Genomic DNA, 15,679 nt, shown 5'->3' on the forward strand with positions numbered 1-15,679 from the left:
ATTTGCTGTTCACTGAATTGCTGGATCACGCCCACCGCGACACAGATGATTTCGCCGGGGTCGTGGGGTTCTCCCCGACCTCTTTCGCGCTGTGTGGACGAGTAGGTCAACGTATCCGGCGATCGGCACACGATGACTGGATCTGTGGGCAGTATGTCCTTGTCGACATTCCCGTGTTTTCGCAGACTGGGCACAGTCGCATCCACTCACTCGAGGAGACCACCGTGCCCCAACCGCTGCCATCAACTCCACTCGCGGACAAGGCAATTGAACTCGCCACTCGAACGCTGAAGCCGCACCTGCTGAATCACAGTGTGCGCGGGTTCCTGTTCGGGCAGGCCGTCGCGTCGCGGGAAGGCCTACGTCCGGACACGGACTACGACGAGGAGACGATGTTTCTCATCTGTGTGCTGCACGACATCGGGTTGGCCGAAATCGCCAATGGCGACCAGCCATTCGAAATCGACGGCGCGGACTACGCGGCCCAGTTCCTCGAAGACAATGGCGTCACCGACACTCGCGTCGACACCGTGTGGGACGCCATCGCCTCCCACACCTCCGGCTTCACCGACTCCCCCGTCTACCGCCGCCGGCGTCCGGCGGCGAGCTGGATTGCCGTGGAAGGCATAGGAATCGACGTCGGAGGCGGCCCATCGGATCTACCGTCGGGCTATGCGGACCAGGTGCACGCGACCTACCCGCGCCTCGGTGGCACCCGAGCCCTCACCACGTCGATCGAAACGCAGGCCCTCGCCAATCCGCGCAAAGCGTGGCCGGCCACCCTCGCCGGGGAGATCGTCCACCAGCGGCACCCCGAACTGCCCTATATGACTTGGGATTCCATTATCGAGGCGAGCGGGTGGCAGGACTGATTCGGTCCGCTTGATCGAAGGCCGGCGCGGCGACCGGCGAATCAACCTACGTCGGCGCTTGCCTCGTGTTCCTCGATCGCAGCCTCAACCAGTACACGCGCGGCCCAGGTAATGGCCTCCTCTTCCGCCTGCGGGCCGAGGCCGCGCACGTCACGCAGGGCGATCTGAGCCTCCCAGCCGACAACGATGGTCAGGGCCGAGATCAAACGTTGAAAAGCCGCTTCGCTCAGGGTTTTTCGCAGCGGTTCACAGGCTTGCTCCAGCCATTCCACCCGGCGGTGGCCGCGGATCGGGTTACCTGGTTCTCGGGTGTCACTCGTGGGCGTATCGACGGTCAGGCGGATCATTCGGCGGCCTAGGGGAAGTGATTGCGGCGAGTATGCCAGCAGGGTTCGAATGAGAGCGTCCACGCGACCGGCGGGGTCGTCGGCGAGCGCGGGATCCGCGAGGGCCGCTTCGACGGGAGGCTCATGAAGCGCGCGGGCCGTCGCGTCGATCAGCAACTGGTCCAGAGCGGGGAAGTACGTGTAGATGGTGCGGCGCGATACGTCGGCGGCGGCGGCGATCTCGTCGATACTCGGCGTCGCGCCACTGGCGCTGAGTTGGACCGTCGCGTCGAGGATCGCTTTGCGGGTGCGGCGGCGCTGCGCTTCTCGTCCGCCGCGACGGATCGGGTCGTCGCTGGTCATCGTGCCTATTGCGGCGCCGAGAAGGTAATCCGCTACCTCATCACCGGCACCGAGAAAGTCGGCGCCGCCCTCACCACGGAACTCACCACCGCCAATGGCAACCCCGCACTCGCCGTGCGCCTGAACGGCGAACTCGATGGCATCATGACCTTCCGCATCGACGACGCCCACATCACCGGTGTCTACTTCGTCCGCAACCCGGAGAAACTGACTCACATCGAATCCAAAACCCCACTCACCCTGCGCTGAGCAGCAGACAGCACGGCGCCTACACGCCCGGACCACCACCACTGTCGCCGTGGTTGCCCGCCCGCCGAGCCGCCACCACGTCAGCGGGGCCATGAGTGCGGCCCGTGGGCGTCGGAAAACCCGACCGGATCGACCGCCGCGCTGTCGGTCACGAAGACCGCCGATATGGTGAGGCATGGCAACCTCGGGCTCAGATGATGACCTTGCCGCCGCCACGATCGGCGAGTTGAAACCGTATGCGATTCAGGTGGTTCTCGAGGATTACAACCCGCGATGGCCGAACTGGTATGCCGCCGAAGCGGCGTCGGTGCGCGACGCGCTCGGATCGCTGGTATTGCGCCTCGAGCACACCGGTTCCACCTCGGTGCCGGGGCTGGCGGCCAAACCGGTCATCGACATCCTGCTGGCCGTCCCCGACACCACCGACGAGGCCGCCTATATCCCGGCGCTCGAAGGTATCGGGTACACGCTGCGCATCCGCGAACCGCACTGGTACGAGCACCGGTGCCTCATCCGACGAGTGGAGGACGGCGCGCCGTACAACGTCAACCTGCATGTCTTCTCGCCAGAGCTCGCGGCTGTGGAGATCGAACGCATGCTCGCCTTCCGTGACCGACTGCGTACGCACGACGGGGATCGGGCGTACTACGACGCGACCAAGCGGGAACTCGCCCAACGCAGCTGGAAATACGTGCAGCATTACGCCGACGCGAAAAGCGATGTCGTCGAGGCGATCATGGCCCGCGCCCTGCAGGGCTGACCGTGCTCACAGCCCGGCTTCGAGCTCCGCGAGTCGGCGGAGGTCGTCAGCGAGTTCCGGTCCGCTGGCCTCGGCGGCCCTGGCGCGGGCCAGCAGTTCCTGGGCCAGGGCGGGCTCACCGCGGCGGACCGCCACATCGGCCCGGAGTATCAGCAGCTTCACGAGCTGGACCGGGGTCGGTTGCTCATCGGTTCGGTGCAGGGCTCGGTCCAGGACTTTCACCGCCAGCTCCAGGTCCTGCTTGGAATCGGCGAATAGTGAGCCCATGTGGATGGCTCGGTCGAATGTCGCCTTCGGCAGTGGCCGGTGGCGCTGGTCCTCGCTGATCGGCTGCGCGATCTGGATGGTGTTCCCACCGGGATCGTTCACCAGGAACTCTCGCACCCCGTAGGTCTTATCCTTCAACGCACCCACCCGCGGCAGTCCCTGCGTGGGCACCGCCCCGAAGGCCTCCCGTAGTCCTTCGGTGAAGGCCGCGTACAGGTAGTCGACGTCATCGGTATCGACGAGGCAGCCATGTGTGGCGGACATCGGATCAAACTTCTTGTCTCCGTAGAAGTTCAGCTCGATACCGCCGCGCTTCACGCTCAGAAATTGGTAGGGCGCCGTCTGCTGAAAAGTGATCTCGAACCCCAATGCGGTGTAGAAGTCGGCTACCGACTCGATCGACTGGGCCATCAGCCTGGGAATCGTTTTCTCCGTCATGTTTCCGAAGGTAGAGATCGACTCCTCCGCACGCACATAAAGGTGAGAACCCCGACTTTCCCTGGTCATCGGCGGTTCGGATCTATCTGTGGAGGTCAATCAAGACTTGCCCGCTGGTCGGCGCAGTTCATCGCTTCACGGCACCGATCGCTACCGTCTCGGGTGCCCCGACTACTAGGGCCTTGTATGAACGGGCGGTATCCCTCCCCGCCGTTGACCGTGGACGCGGCGCTGGCGCAGCCCGGGCATCTCTATCGCAGTTTCACCGAGATCACCAAGGATGGTCAGGGCATTGCTCGGATCTACAGCCCGGACCTTGTCCTGCAGTAGTCGTTGGTTGCCGCAACTGTCATCCCGGTGACACCGCCGCCAGTGCTTCCGCCCTCGAGGTTATGTCGCTTCTTCGGCTTCAGCCTGGTCGTCGAACCGCGCCCGTGCGCGTTCGACAGCGGGCAATGTGACAGTGGTCCAGCGCAGGAGTGCGTCGATGAGGTCCTGTAATGACTTGCCGATCCGCGTGATTCGGTACTCGACGGCGACCGGTCGCGTGCTGGTGACGACGCGCTCGACCATTCCATTGCGTTCGAGGCGACGCAGGGCGGCCGTCAGTGGCTTCTGCGTCACGACCGGGATGGCGCGACGAAGTTCGTTGAAGCGCAGCGGCTTCTCGCACAGGGCGTCGAGGATCTGCAGCGACCACTTGTCGAGGACCTGATCGAGCAGCTCACGGTGGTGCTCGGTGAGCTGCGGAGCGGGTGGGGAGGTTTCCAGCATGACACCTAGTCTCGTTGAAGTTCCCTCCTAGCACCAGGTAGACATCGGATACCAACTCCGTTGACGAAGGGACCACACCATGGCAGTGCAGCTGCTGACCCCGGAGGGCATGTTCGCTCCTGTTCCGTACCACCACGTTTCGATCAGCACGGGCACTCGTCAGGTGCACGTGGCGGGCCAGATCGCACGTGATAGCGAGGGCAATCCTGTCGCGACGGGCGATCTGGCCGGGCAGGTCGCGCAGGCGATGCGCAATACGGCGCGCGGGCTGGCCGGTGCCGGAGCGAGTTTCGCGGACGTCGTCAGACTGCGGTTCTTCGTCACGCATTGGAGCCCGGACAAGTACGACGACTTCGTCGCGGGTATCGAGCGCGTCGCCGACGAGCTCGCGATCCCGCGGCCGATGCCGCCCTTGTCGGCGATCGGCGTCGACTACCTTTTCGAGCCCGACGTGCTCGTCGAGGTCGAGGCGGTCGCCGTACTCGACTGAGGACGGGCCGTCGCATTACGGACAGCAGGTAGGCCCCGTTCGGATTCCCGGGTGGGGCCGCACCGCTTCAGTGGGGGCGGAGGCTCACTCGCATAGTGCATGGGTGAGCGATTTGCCGATATCCACGGTGGAGGGTGTGCCGGTGTAGGAGAAGGTAACGGCGCGCCCAGCCGCGGTGGCACCGGATATGGCGGAGAAACCGACAACGCCACCAACATTGCCGACATATTGTGCGCCGCAAGGTAGTTGGGTGTACCCGATGCCGAGACCATAGGACATGCCGTCACCGTTGCCCATATCGACGCCGTCGAGCATCTGCCGCAGTTGAGTCTGCGGCACCACCTGACCGGCCAGCAGCGCGAGGAAGAACCGGTTCAGATCGGGACCGGTGCTGACCATCGCGCCCGATGTCCATGGCAGCGACGGCTCCATCAGCGTCGTATCGACAACCGCCCCGTCGACGGTGGCGTAACCGGTCGGATGCGGTTCGCGCAGACCGGTTTCACCGGTAGTCGGCAGATAGGTGTCCGACAGACTCAGCGGAGTGAGGACGCGATCACGCAGCTCATCGGTGTAGCGGTGTCCGGTCACCGCCTCGATCAGCATGCCCGCGACAATGTAATTGATGTTGGCGTACTCGAATTGAGCACCGGGGGTGAACCGCGCGGGATGTTGCAGGGCGAGTGCGATCTCCTGCGGCGGGGTGAAGGTACGGCCGTCGCGTGCCGCCGCGAACTCGTTCAGTTCCGGGGACGCGGCCGGGTCGGGCAGCCCGCTTCGATGGCCCAGGATCTGGCGGACCGTGATAGCGCGCCCGTCCACGCCGTCACCGGCGAGCAGACCGGGCAGATACGTATCGATCGACTGGTCGAGAACAATCCGGTCCTCGGCCACCAGTTGCAGCACAATCGCGGCGGTGAAGGTCTTGGTGAGGCTTCCGACCCGGACGTACTGGGGAGGATCGGTCGGGATCGGGGTCCCCGCGGTGATATCGGCAAGGCCGGAGGTCACCACGGTGGTGGCACCGTTTTCGGTGAGCGTCGCGATGGCCCCGACGGCTCCCGCGTCGACCACCGCGTCGAGATCGCCGCGCACCGTGTCCGCACGGTCGACGGCGACCAACGGTACGGAAGCGGGCTCGACCGGGCTAGTCGCGCAGCCGACCAGGAGCACCGCGGCTGTGCAGATCGGAAGAGCGAAGGCTCGTATGCGCATGCCCCGACGGTAGGAACCCAAGGCCCGCGAACACATCGGACCGCAGTACCGCAGCACATCACACTGGAGCACCAGGCCGCACAGGACGGGTGAGCCGGTGCGTGTGCGGATGCTGCCACGGGCACCGGCTCAACGACCGCCATCCCTGCCCAGCAGACTCGGCGACGGGTGCGTTCCGCCATTCAGGCTTGCCGGACTGTGCGACTGTGCGACAAACGGCTCAGACGACGATGACCCGTCGCCCCCGCGTGTGACCGGAACGGCTGTCGACATGCGCCGCCGCGGCCTCGGCGAGCGTGTACGACCTCTCGACCGGGAGGTGGAGCTTTCCCCGCGAAATGAGGTCGACGGCCTCGGCGAGCGCCGCCGATACGCTCCCGGCCACGCCGGAGAATCGGACACCGAACTCCGGCGCACCGAGATCGGCGATGGAGACCACCTTCCGTGGATCCCCGGTCAGCTCGACGAGCTCGCCGATCACGCCCGAGCCCGCCAGATCGAGAGCCGCGTCGACGTGTCCGAGCTGCCGCACCCGCTCGACCCAGCCCTCACCGTACGTCGTGGCGACGGCGCCCAGGCTTCGCAGATAGTCCTGGTTCGCGGCCCCCGCCGTGCCGATCACCGTGACGCCGCGGTCGCGGGCGATCTGCAGCACCGCCGACCCCACACCCCCGGACGCACCGCTGACCAGCAGCGTCTGCCCGGATCGCACCTCTACCTCACCGATAATGCGCAGCGCGGTCTCCACGACGGAGGGGTATCCGGCCGCCTCGTCGAACGTCAAGCCCTCGGGCATGCGGGCCCAGGCCGACAGCACGGCGAACTCGGCATAGGTGCTCGAGCCTTCGCCAAACACGTGGTCGCCGACCTCGACCCCTTCGACACCCGCGCCGACCTCGTCCACCACCCCGGAGGCGTCGAGACCGACTCCGGCGGGCAATTCGATCGGATGGGCCTGCTGGAACTGGCCTTCACGAATCCGCCAGTCGACGGCGTTCACGCCCGCCGCCCGGACGGCGATGCGTATCTGGCCGGGGCCCGCGTGAGGTTCCTCGGCGTCGACGAGTCGCAGCACGTCCGGGCCGCCGAACTCGGCGAAGCTCACTCTCTTCATGCGATCGACGCTAACACTAACGGTTAGCATTTTGAAGCTGCTCCTATTTTGTATCTGATAGCGTCAAGGGATGACCATGCCGCCCGGGCGCCGTGCACGTAAGAAGGCCGCGACCCGCCAGAAGATCGCCGATACGGCCCTGCGGCTATTCCTGGACCGCGGATACGACGCGGTAGGCATCCGTGAGGTGGCCGCCGCCGCCGACGTGGCCGTCACCACGGTCTTCTCCCACTTCGCCTCGAAGGAAGCGCTGGTTTTCGAGCAGGACGAAGACTTCGAGCAACGCCTCACGCAGGCGGTCAGCAGCCGGACGCCGGACGAGCCGCTCATCCCCGCGCTGCGCACCGAAATCCGGGCTCTGGTGCGGCATTGCACGGCGCCGGGCGGCGCCCCGATCCGGCGCCTGATCGACGAATCGCCCGCCCTGCTGCAGTACGAGAAATCGATGCGGCTGCGCCACGCCGAGTCCCTCGCAACGGCCATCGCAGCCGACCTCGACCTGCCCCAGACCACAACGGCCTGCGCGACCATCGCGAGATTCGTGATCGACGCCCATTCGCTGGCCCGCGAAGCCACCGATCCCGACGCCGCGGTAGACGAGATCTTCCAGATGATCGAAGCGGCCTGGGAGGTCGCCCGCCCTTCTCGACGTGCGCGCGGAACTGTTCCTCCAGGTAGGACGGAGGCCGATCAGGCTGCTACAAGTCGCTGAACGCTTGGTTTCGACGTCGATCCGCACACGCAGCTGGCATGCGGATTCTGGAGAACACCAGTTTGAGAACCGACAACGATTCCGACGGCTCAGATCAAGCTGCGTCGAACTCTCCGGCGAGAACCCCCGCGGTAAAAGCGTGCCACTCCGCTGCTGTGTAGGTGAGGGTGACACCTTCGGCATCGCGAACTGTCACAGTGCCGTCGGACAAGCGCTCGACGCTCGGTAGCTCACGTGGCCGAACGATGGATCGGCCAGCGGCGATACCCAGAAATGCGGGCCAATCCGTTGCTGCTACTGCGATGATGGGTTGCAGCGCAGGGTCATTCGCGCTGTCCCGCAGGTATTTGCTGTCGCGGATGAGGATCGTTTCCCCGACATAGCGGACCTCGACACAATGTTCGCTGCCCTGGCTGCGGCTACTCTTGCGCCACCCTTCCGTCACTTCCATACCTCGCACGCTTGCCTGATGACTCTCGCGGACTCGCTCGGGGTGAGCGCTGCCTTCTCGATCTCATCGTACGCACCGAGATAGCGTTCAACGGCCGGAGATTCGACGTAGAGGCAGCCTGCGAGGTTCTCGACATAGGCGACCGGCGTGAATGGTTCACCCAGATCGAAGAGCGTGAAAGCGCCTGCGAGCGCGTGGTAAACGGTGGCGTCGAAGTCCAATACGCGGATCGTGATGCTGTCGCGTTCGCTCAAGGTCAACAGATGAGTCAGCTGTTCGCGCATGATCGCCGGACTCCCGATCCTTTGGCGCAGAACCAATTCGCTGATGATGGCGGTCATTGACGCCTGCCCGGTATCGAGAATCCGCTGGCGGGCGAGCCGAAGTTCGACAGCACGTGCTGCCGCCGCTTCATCGAACGACGAGTCGTTGCGGAAGATCGCGCCCATGTAGCCCGGCGTCTCGAGGAGCCCGTGGATGAAGCCGAGATTGAAGGTACGGATGTGGCGGGCGCGACCCTCGAGCCAGAAGGCATCGAGATACCGCTTGTCGCCCACCACATCTCGGTACTCATCCCACCACCCCTTGCGCCAGGCTTCCTTGGCGAGGCTGATCAGTTCCGACCGTAACCCCTGATCTGCAACGCCGTACATGGTGAGCAGAGCGTCGACGTCAGTCCACCTGAGCGGGATGATGCCGGTTTCGTACCGGCTCATGGTCGAGGTGTTCTTGACCCCCAAGTACTCCGCGGCATCCGCCAGGGTTATGCCTGCGGCGTCCCGTAGGTCCCGAAGGCGCTGGCCAAGCCACTGGGAACGGAGTGTCGCCACGTTTCGCGAGTCGGCCATACGTCTGAGAGAGCTTGCGACAGCCCAGGATTGGGCAACAACCTACCGATCACTGTTCGGACTACCACGAGTACACGTCACCGCCCCCGGCTTCGTCGTCCTACCGCTGATCGACTCGATCGCGGCGATCAACACCCCCGAGCCACTCGGAGTTCTAATTCTCGGCGAACTCACCATCCGTGGCGTCCCCGGCCCCGTCCTGGTCCGCGAACGCCCACCCCGCCGCACCTTCCTCGTAGTCTCCGACGGCACCCCCTCCCCCGACCGCCTTACCCTCCTGGAACGCAACGGCATCGACATCGGCCTCCATCGCGGAAACGTCATCCTGCCAACCAGTTTCGGCCGCCACACCCAGGAGGGCCGCTGGTGGGCCCGCGCTCCCCAACGAGACGAATCACTGCCGTTCTTATCGGAAGTCGTCGCGGCGATCACATCGATCCTGTGAGACTCCGCGCCGGAGTCAAAGAGCGTCGATCACGATCACCTGTACGACCACCTGAATCAAAAGCGGGCCGGTTTCGATCAGGGTGTAGAAGATTGTGACTCCGCCGATGTCCCACTCGTAGGCATCGGGGATCTCGTCGCCGCCCGAGCGGAATGAAATAGCACCCTTGGCAAGGGGTAGCGGAAGCCGTTCCGGCCGCGAGGACCGTCTCCCTGACACTGACCACGCGATGGTGCTCAGATCACCGGCCGCTTGGACTTCGGCAGCTTGCTCACGATGGCGTCGTAGGACTGGTCGATGAGTTCGCGGATCTCATCCTCGGGGACCTTGCCGGTGATGCCGACGCTGTTCCAGCCGTAGCGGCCGATGTAGTGGGAAGAGGAGACGTCGTCGGGATAGATCCGGACTAGTTCGTCTGCCTCTTCGCGGTTGCGGCCGCATTTGAGGCCGATGGACGTGCCGCCGAGGAAGGCGAAGATCTTGTCGCCGACTTTCGCGACGACGTCGTTCTCCCACGGTTCGTCTTGCCACGCACCGGGTTTGGTGAGGCAGTAGGCGAGCCACTCGTCCATATCTCCTCCTCGGGCCAGTAGCGGGCGGCCGATGGCCGGTCCCCGCACACTACGCGCGGGGACCGACACGGGCCTCAGGTCTCGATGGGTGTCGCCTTTTCCTTCGGAGTCTCGATGGGTGTCTTTTCCCTCGGGGTCACGGTGACGACTTCGACGTCCTCGCGCAGGGCCCGCACCAGCGCCCACATCATGAAGAACGCCAGGACGTGGAAGGGCAGGCCCGCGATCGTAATGACTTCTCGGAGCGCTTCCAATCCGCTACTGCCGGTGGTGGCCGCCAGCAGCGTGCCACCGACCACGCCCTCGGTGATCGCCCAGAAGACGCGCTGCCGGGTCGGGGTTCCGGTTTCCTGCTGGCCGGAGCAGAGCATGTCGACCACGAGGGAAGCCGAGTCGGAGGACGTGGTGAAGAAGATGACCACGATGAGCACCGAGAAGGCGACCATCAGTGTGGTCAGTGGGAAGTTCTCCAAGAAGGTGAACAAGGCGAAGGGCGCGCCGCCGCCACCGGAGTCGGTGTCCATTTCCTCGACCAGGCCGCCACCACCGTTGATCTCGATATCGATCGCGGACAGTCCGAAGATCGAGAACCACACTATGGTGAACGCGGTCGGGGCCGCCAGTACGCCGAGCACGAACTCACGGATGGTGCGGCCCTTGGAGATTCGGGCTACGAAGATGCCGACGAACGGTGCCCAGGTAATGGTCCACGCCCAGTAGAACACCGTCCAATCACCCTGCCAGCCCCAGCTGCGATTCTCCAGCAGGTTGGCGTAGCTGTCGTTCCAGAAGGAGAGCCCGATCAATTCACCGAAGTAATTGCCGAATGTCTCGAAGACGCCCCGGGCGAGGAACAGGGTGGATCCGGCGAGGAAGACGAAGATAAGCAGCGCTACGGCCATCACGATATTGAGGTTGGACAGCCGTTTGATGCCCTTGTCCAGGCCCACCACGATCGATACTGTCGCAATGGCCGTCACGACCGCGATGATCGCGAGTTGTGTCCCCTTGCCGACCGGGATCGAGTCACTCAGGTAGTTCAGCCCGCTATTGATCTGCAAGGTGCCGAGCCCGATCGAGGTCGCGACCCCGAATAGCGTCCCGAGCACGGCCAGGATGTCGATCGCCTTCCCGATCGGTCCGTAGATCCGGTCCCCGAGCAGCGGATGAAAGGCCGAACTCATACGCATCGGCAGCCCGCGCCGGTAGATGAAGTAGGCGAATGCCAGGGCGGGCAGACAGAAGATCGCCCAGGTGTGCAGGCCGAGGTGGTAGAGCGAGAAGGCCATCGCGTCGTCGGCCGCCTCGACCGATTCGGGAACCACACCCTCACGGGGCGGGTTGCCGAAGTGGGAGATCGGCTCGGCGACACCCCAGAACATCAGCACGGTGCCGATACCCGCCGCGAACAACATGCCGAACCAGGAGAGGTTGCTGTACTCGGGTTTCGAATCCTGTGCGCCGAGTCGCACATTGCCGTACTTGCTGAGCGCGATCCAAATCAGGAACAGCAGCATGCCGGTGACACTGAAGATGAAGAACCAGCTCAGGTTGCTGACGATCCAGTCTTTGGCTGCCTTGGAGCCGTCATTGAGCGGTTTGGTGAACACGATCGCGGTGAAGACGAACAACGCGACCAACCCCGCCGAAACGAAGAAGATATAGGGGTCGGTGCGTAGTCCGAACCCGGTGTATACGTGTTGCTGGCGTTTGGGCGGATCGACTTTGGTCACTGCCACCACTCCCCTTCAGCAGACCCGGTCGGGAATTCCGATACGTGTCGATGATGATGGCATGAAGGAGTTCGTGGTGCAGTTTGCCGCGAGTTTCGTAATACTGGTGAAACCTCATGGGCGCGGCTCAGCGACATCGAGACCCGCCGGACCATTGGCGCGCGGCGTGTTTACTCGTCAAACCGGCAGCAGGCGGCCGACGACGGTGGTGAGCTGGCGGGCATTGCGACATTCGTGCATCTCGACGATTTCCGCGTAGCGGTTGGCAGCGGAATCGCCTGTGCCCCACATCTTCTCCGCCTCCGGATTGAGCCAATAGGAATGCTTGGCGGTATCGGCCAGCTGACGCAGGATTGCCAGTTCCGGGTCGCGGTAGTTGTTTCGGGCGTCGCCCAGGATGAGCAGGGAGGTGCGGCTGGTGACGGCGTCGGGCCACTTCTCGGCGAAACCCTTCAGGGCCGAGCCGTAATCCGAATGCCCTTCCACGCCGACGACCTCGGCTTCGGTGAAGATGCGGCGGGTGATCTGATCGAGCGGGGTCACCTGATCGAACAGCCCGGTCACCTCGTCCGCGCGGTCCACGAATGCGAAAATCCGCACCCGGGAGAACTGTTCGCGCAGCGCGTTCACCATCAGCATGGTGAAACTGGAGAATCCGGCGACCGAACCCGAGATATCGCACAGCAGCACGAGATCCGGACGACCGGGGCGCGGCTTGCGCGTAACAAGGTTGACCGGCACACCACCGGTGGACATGGATTTGCGCAGCGTCTTGCGCAGATCGATCTCACCGCGGCGGGCGCGACGACGACGAGATGCCAAGCGCGAAGCCATGATTCGCGCCATGCGCTGACTGCTGCGACGCAGTTCGGCCAATTCGTTCTCGGAGATGCGCAGGAAGTCGGCGTCCTCGGCTTGTCGCGCCACACCGTAGGTGGCGACGCGGTCGCGGCCGAGGCGTTCGGCGACCCGTCGGCGGGTCTCGGCCTCGACGGTGCCGCGGAAGGCCTTGATGCGCTGACGCGCGGTACGCCTGGCGACCTCGCTATCGAAGTCGGAGGTGTCCATACCCGCCGCGAGCCCGGCCAACAGCTTGCTGACCAGCAACTCCGGCTGCAGATCCTTCATCGCCTGATACGCCGAGAACGACGGCCCGCTGGCGGACTGGTACTGCCCCATCTCCTCGACCATTTGCGCGGCCAGCATCTGCAACTGCTGCGACCGCTCCCCGGTCGGGTCCTGAAGCAGCAACTCCGCCAACATCTTCCGCAGCTCGATAATGTCGACCTCGCCATTGGGCTTGCGTGGGATATCGACATCCTCGGCACCGAGGCGTTCCCCGAGCGCGGCCGGGAACCACAGGTCGAACAGCCCGTCGAAGGTGGTGCGCTGACTGGTGCGGCGCAGCAGCGCACACGCCAGACCTTCGCGCAGCACCTCTCGATCCATCAAGTCCAGGACGGTGACAACCTGTCCGGCATCGACGGTTTCGGAGGGTCCGACGGGAATTCCCCTGGCGCGCAGGGCTTCTACGAAGCCGACCAGGTGCCCGGAGAATCCGTGCGGCGCGCTGAGCCCGGTAGCCTCGCGCTTGGAAGACGGTGTCGCACTACCGCTCACGGCGCGCTTGGCGGCCGAGACAATGGCACGTGGGTTGGGTCCGCCACCGGGCATGTCACGCCAGCTTCAGCTCGGACTGCGCCCGCAAGTGGTCGGCCTGATGTTTGAGCACCACACCCAGCGTGGCGCGCACGGTCTTATCGTCGAGATCCTTCGCACCGAGCGCGAGCAGAGTCCGGGCCCAGTCGATGGATTCGGCGACCGACGGCAGCTTCTTCAGCTGCATACCGCGCAGCACATGCACGATCCGCACCAACTGCGCCGCGACCGCGGGCTTGAGCTCCGGCACCCGGCTGGCCAGAATGCGACGTTCCAAGTCCTCATCCGGGAAGTCGATGTGCAGGTAGAGACAGCGACGCTTCAGGGCCTCGGACAGCTCGCGCGTCGCATTGGAGGTCAGCACCACGAACGGCTTGCGGGTGGCGGTAATGGTGCCCAATTCCGGCACGGTGACCGAGAAGTCGCTCAGTACCTCGAGCAGCAGGCCCTCGATCTCGACGTCGGCCTTATCGGTCTCGTCGATGAGCAGGACGGTCGGCTCGTCACGCCGGATGGCGGTCAGCAGCGGCCGCGACAGCAGGAATTCCTCGGTGAAAACGTCGGCTTTGGTTTCGGTCCAATCGTTCTCCGACGACGCCTGAATGCGCAGGATCTGCTTGGCGTGGTTCCACTCGTAGAGCGCACGCGACTCGTCAACGCCCTCATAGCACTGCAGGCGCACCAGTTCCGCCCCGGCGACCTCGGCGACAGCCTTGGACAGCTCGGTCTTGCCGACGCCGGCCGGACCCTCGACGAGCAGCGGCTTACCGAGCCGGTCGGCGAGGAAAACGGAAGTTGCGGTGGCCTTATCGGCCAGATAGCCGGTCGTGGCGAGACGCGCGATCACATCGTCGACCGACGAGAAGATCGGCTCCTGGAGGGGAGTGGATATCGGAGCCAAGGGTGCTGTCCTTCCTGGAGGCGAATGGGCTGTACGGCGTACAACCCACCCACACCGTTGTACTACACGGGCCGAACCTGCCCGTCACCCCACACGATCCACTTGGTGGAGGTCAGTTCCGGCAGGCCCATCGGACCGCGCGCGTGCAGCTTCTGGGTGGAAATACCGATCTCCGCGCCGAAGCCGAACTGCTCGCCGTCGGTAAAGGCGGTGGAGGTGTTGACCATAACGGCCGCCGCATCCACCCGATTGGTGAATTCCCGGGCGGACCGCAGGTCACCGGTGACAATGGCCTCGGTATGCCCGGTGCCCCACTCATTGATGTGCTCGACGGCGGCATCGAGGTCGTCGACCACCTTCAAAGCGATATCGAGGGAGAGGTATTCATCGGCCCAGTCGGTATCGGTGGCCGGCACCAGCCCGGGCAGATCACCGTGAATGGTGACGCCCGCGCCCTCGAGGGCCTCGAGCAGCCGCGGCACGGCGGTATCGGCGATGGCCTTGTCGATGAGCACCGTCTCGGCGGTATTGCACACGCTCGGGCGACGGGTTTTGGCATTGAGCAGAATCGCTTCCGCCATATCCAGATCCGCGTCCCGGTGCACGAAGACGTGGCAATTGCCGGTACCGGTCTCGATAGTCGGCACCAGCGCGTCGCGCACCACGGCATTGATGAGCCCGGCACCGCCGCGGGGAATCACCACGTCGACGAGTCCGCGCGCCTGAATCAGATGGGTGACGCTGGACCGGTCATCGGCGGGCAGCAGCTGCACGGCATCCGCCGGAAGCCCCTGTGCGGTAAGCGATTCCCGCAGCACCTCGACCAGCGCGGCATTGGAACGCACCGCCGATGAGGAACCCCGCAGCAGGGCGGCATTACCCGACTTCAGCGTGAGACCGAAGGCATCGACGGTGACATTCGGCCGCGCCTCGTAGACCATGCCGACCACGCCGAGCGGCACACGCACCTGCCGCAGTTCCAGTCCGTTCGGCAGCGTCGAGCCGCGCACCACATCGCCCACCGGATCCGGCAGACCCGCGACCTGCCGCAGACCCGAGGCGATGCCGTCGATCCGGGCAGCGGTCAGGCGCAGACGGTCGAGCTGCGCTTCGGCGGTGCCCCCGGCCTTGGCGGTCTCGATATCCTCGGCATTGGCGGCGAGCAGCCGATCCTTGGCGGCGAGCAGCGCATCGGCGGCCGCGTGCAGTGCGGTGTTCTTCGCCGCGGTGGTGAGCTGTGCGAGCGTCCGCGACGCCACCCGACCTCGGCGCGCCGCCTCATGCACCACCGCGCGGACAGCGTCCGTATCAGTGGCAGTTCCTGCTGTCATGGGCTACAGCCTACTGACCGGGCCGGTCGCGCCCACCGGGCACTGCCGCCGAGAGCGGGAAGTCCGACTGTCGAAGACCCTCAGGGGCTTCGCCCCCGAACCCCCTTCGCGGCGCGGCGCGCACGCGTCAACGGTCGGGGCCTCCACTCCGGACCACAG

At 64.9% G+C, this 15,679-nt stretch carries 20 protein-coding genes; 7 read left to right on the forward strand and 13 right to left on the reverse strand.

The features are described 5' to 3' along the window. Positions 1–224 precede the first annotated feature (224 nt). Complete coding sequence (locus NU1_RS40525) at positions 225–872, forward strand: HD domain-containing protein (protein WP_245720233.1); 648 nt, start codon at positions 225–227, stop codon at positions 870–872. A gap of 41 nt (positions 873–913) precedes the next feature. Here NU1_RS40525 and NU1_RS44320 read toward each other — a convergent pair whose 3' ends face one another. After that, positions 914–1,447 (reverse strand): TetR/AcrR family transcriptional regulator, encoded by a 534-nt coding sequence (locus tag NU1_RS44320; protein WP_371859825.1) that lies wholly within the window; start codon positions 1,445–1,447, stop codon positions 914–916. Here NU1_RS44320 and NU1_RS43380 point away from each other — a divergent pair. Continuing rightward, positions 1,343–1,810, forward strand: coding sequence for a sigma-70 family RNA polymerase sigma factor family protein (locus tag NU1_RS43380; protein ID WP_067523606.1), 468 nt, complete (start codon positions 1,343–1,345; stop codon positions 1,808–1,810). The two genes, NU1_RS44320 and NU1_RS43380, sit on opposite strands and share 105 nt — an antisense overlap. A 175-nt stretch (positions 1,811–1,985) precedes the next feature. Next, a complete protein-coding gene (locus NU1_RS21465; protein WP_067523607.1) occupies positions 1,986–2,570 on the forward strand; it encodes a GrpB family protein in 585 nt (194 codons plus the stop codon). 6 nt (positions 2,571–2,576) lie between these two features. Here the strand turns inward: NU1_RS21465 and NU1_RS21470 are convergent, their stop codons facing one another. After that, a complete protein-coding gene (locus tag NU1_RS21470; RefSeq protein ID WP_067523608.1) occupies positions 2,577–3,275 on the reverse strand; it encodes a glyoxalase/bleomycin resistance/extradiol dioxygenase family protein in 699 nt (232 codons plus the stop codon). A gap of 186 nt (positions 3,276–3,461) precedes the next feature. On the opposite strand from NU1_RS21470, the gene NU1_RS41620 reads away from it, so the two are divergent. Then, complete coding sequence (locus NU1_RS41620; protein ID WP_157552738.1) at positions 3,462–3,605, forward strand: hypothetical protein; 144 nt, start codon at positions 3,462–3,464, stop codon at positions 3,603–3,605. Positions 3,606–3,665: 60 nt separating this feature from the next. On the opposite strand, the gene NU1_RS21475 is transcribed toward NU1_RS41620, so the two are convergent. Further along, positions 3,666–4,049, reverse strand: a complete 384-nt coding sequence (locus tag NU1_RS21475) for a winged helix-turn-helix transcriptional regulator (RefSeq protein ID WP_067523609.1) — start codon at positions 4,047–4,049, stop codon at positions 3,666–3,668. Between the two features lie 79 nt (positions 4,050–4,128). On the opposite strand from NU1_RS21475, the gene NU1_RS21480 reads away from it, so the two are divergent. Next, a complete protein-coding gene (locus NU1_RS21480; protein WP_067523610.1) occupies positions 4,129–4,539 on the forward strand; it encodes a RidA family protein in 411 nt (136 codons plus the stop codon). Between the two features lie 84 nt (positions 4,540–4,623). On the opposite strand, the gene NU1_RS21485 is transcribed toward NU1_RS21480, so the two are convergent. Beyond that, positions 4,624–5,754 carry a serine hydrolase domain-containing protein gene (locus NU1_RS21485; protein WP_245720235.1) on the reverse strand — a complete coding sequence of 377 codons (1,131 nt, stop codon included), beginning with the start codon at positions 5,752–5,754 and terminating at the stop codon, positions 4,624–4,626. 220 nt (positions 5,755–5,974) lie between these two features. Then, positions 5,975–6,868, reverse strand: a complete 894-nt coding sequence (locus NU1_RS21490; RefSeq protein WP_067523611.1) for an NADP-dependent oxidoreductase — start codon at positions 6,866–6,868, stop codon at positions 5,975–5,977. Between the two features lie 70 nt (positions 6,869–6,938). On the opposite strand from NU1_RS21490, the gene NU1_RS21495 reads away from it, so the two are divergent. Then, on the forward strand, positions 6,939–7,580 hold the full coding sequence (locus NU1_RS21495; protein ID WP_067523612.1) for a TetR/AcrR family transcriptional regulator: 642 nt from the start codon (positions 6,939–6,941) through the stop codon (positions 7,578–7,580). Between the two features lie 94 nt (positions 7,581–7,674). On the opposite strand, the gene NU1_RS21500 is transcribed toward NU1_RS21495, so the two are convergent. Together NU1_RS21500 and NU1_RS21505 are read right to left on the reverse strand one after the other, a co-directional pair. Beyond that, positions 7,675–8,031 carry a DUF397 domain-containing protein gene (locus NU1_RS21500; protein WP_067523613.1) on the reverse strand — a complete coding sequence of 119 codons (357 nt, stop codon included), beginning with the start codon at positions 8,029–8,031 and terminating at the stop codon, positions 7,675–7,677. Continuing rightward, entirely contained in the window at positions 8,022–8,798 is a 777-nt protein-coding gene (locus NU1_RS21505) for a helix-turn-helix domain-containing protein (protein ID WP_371859826.1), read from the reverse strand. The genes NU1_RS21500 and NU1_RS21505 overlap by 10 nt, the downstream gene beginning before the upstream one ends. Between NU1_RS21505 and NU1_RS43385 the strand changes: the two genes are divergently transcribed. After that, a complete protein-coding gene (locus NU1_RS43385) occupies positions 8,722–9,324 on the forward strand; it encodes a hypothetical protein (RefSeq protein ID WP_245720237.1) in 603 nt (200 codons plus the stop codon). The genes NU1_RS21505 and NU1_RS43385 overlap by 77 nt on opposite strands. Positions 9,325–9,339: 15 nt before the next feature. On the opposite strand, the gene NU1_RS21515 is transcribed toward NU1_RS43385, so the two are convergent. The 6 genes from NU1_RS21515 to NU1_RS21540 all read right to left on the reverse strand — a co-directional run bounded on the left by NU1_RS21515 (position 9,340) and on the right by NU1_RS21540 (position 15,520). After that, positions 9,340–9,543, reverse strand: coding sequence for a hypothetical protein (locus NU1_RS21515; RefSeq protein ID WP_067523616.1), 204 nt, complete (start codon positions 9,541–9,543; stop codon positions 9,340–9,342). A gap of 17 nt (positions 9,544–9,560) precedes the next feature. Further along, a complete protein-coding gene (locus NU1_RS21520; RefSeq protein ID WP_067523617.1) occupies positions 9,561–9,896 on the reverse strand; it encodes an MmcQ/YjbR family DNA-binding protein in 336 nt (111 codons plus the stop codon). Between the two features lie 74 nt (positions 9,897–9,970). Further along, positions 9,971–11,629: a BCCT family transporter gene (locus NU1_RS21525; RefSeq protein ID WP_067523655.1), complete on the reverse strand. Its 1,659-nt coding sequence runs from the start codon at positions 11,627–11,629 to the stop codon at positions 9,971–9,973. Between the two features lie 177 nt (positions 11,630–11,806). Beyond that, entirely contained in the window at positions 11,807–13,249 is a 1,443-nt protein-coding gene (locus NU1_RS21530) for a vWA domain-containing protein (RefSeq protein WP_067523656.1), read from the reverse strand. A gap of 55 nt (positions 13,250–13,304) precedes the next feature. Continuing rightward, positions 13,305–14,189 (reverse strand): AAA family ATPase, encoded by an 885-nt coding sequence (locus NU1_RS21535; protein WP_170264321.1) that lies wholly within the window; start codon positions 14,187–14,189, stop codon positions 13,305–13,307. 62 nt (positions 14,190–14,251) lie between these two features. Then, positions 14,252–15,520, reverse strand: coding sequence for a glutamate-5-semialdehyde dehydrogenase (locus NU1_RS21540; RefSeq protein ID WP_067523618.1), 1,269 nt, complete (start codon positions 15,518–15,520; stop codon positions 14,252–14,254). Between the last annotated feature and the right edge of the window lie 159 nt (positions 15,521–15,679).

The organism is Nocardia uniformis NBRC 13702, from assembly GCF_001613345.1.
GTDB classification, from domain to species: Bacteria; Actinomycetota; Actinomycetes; order Mycobacteriales; family Mycobacteriaceae; genus Nocardia; species Nocardia uniformis.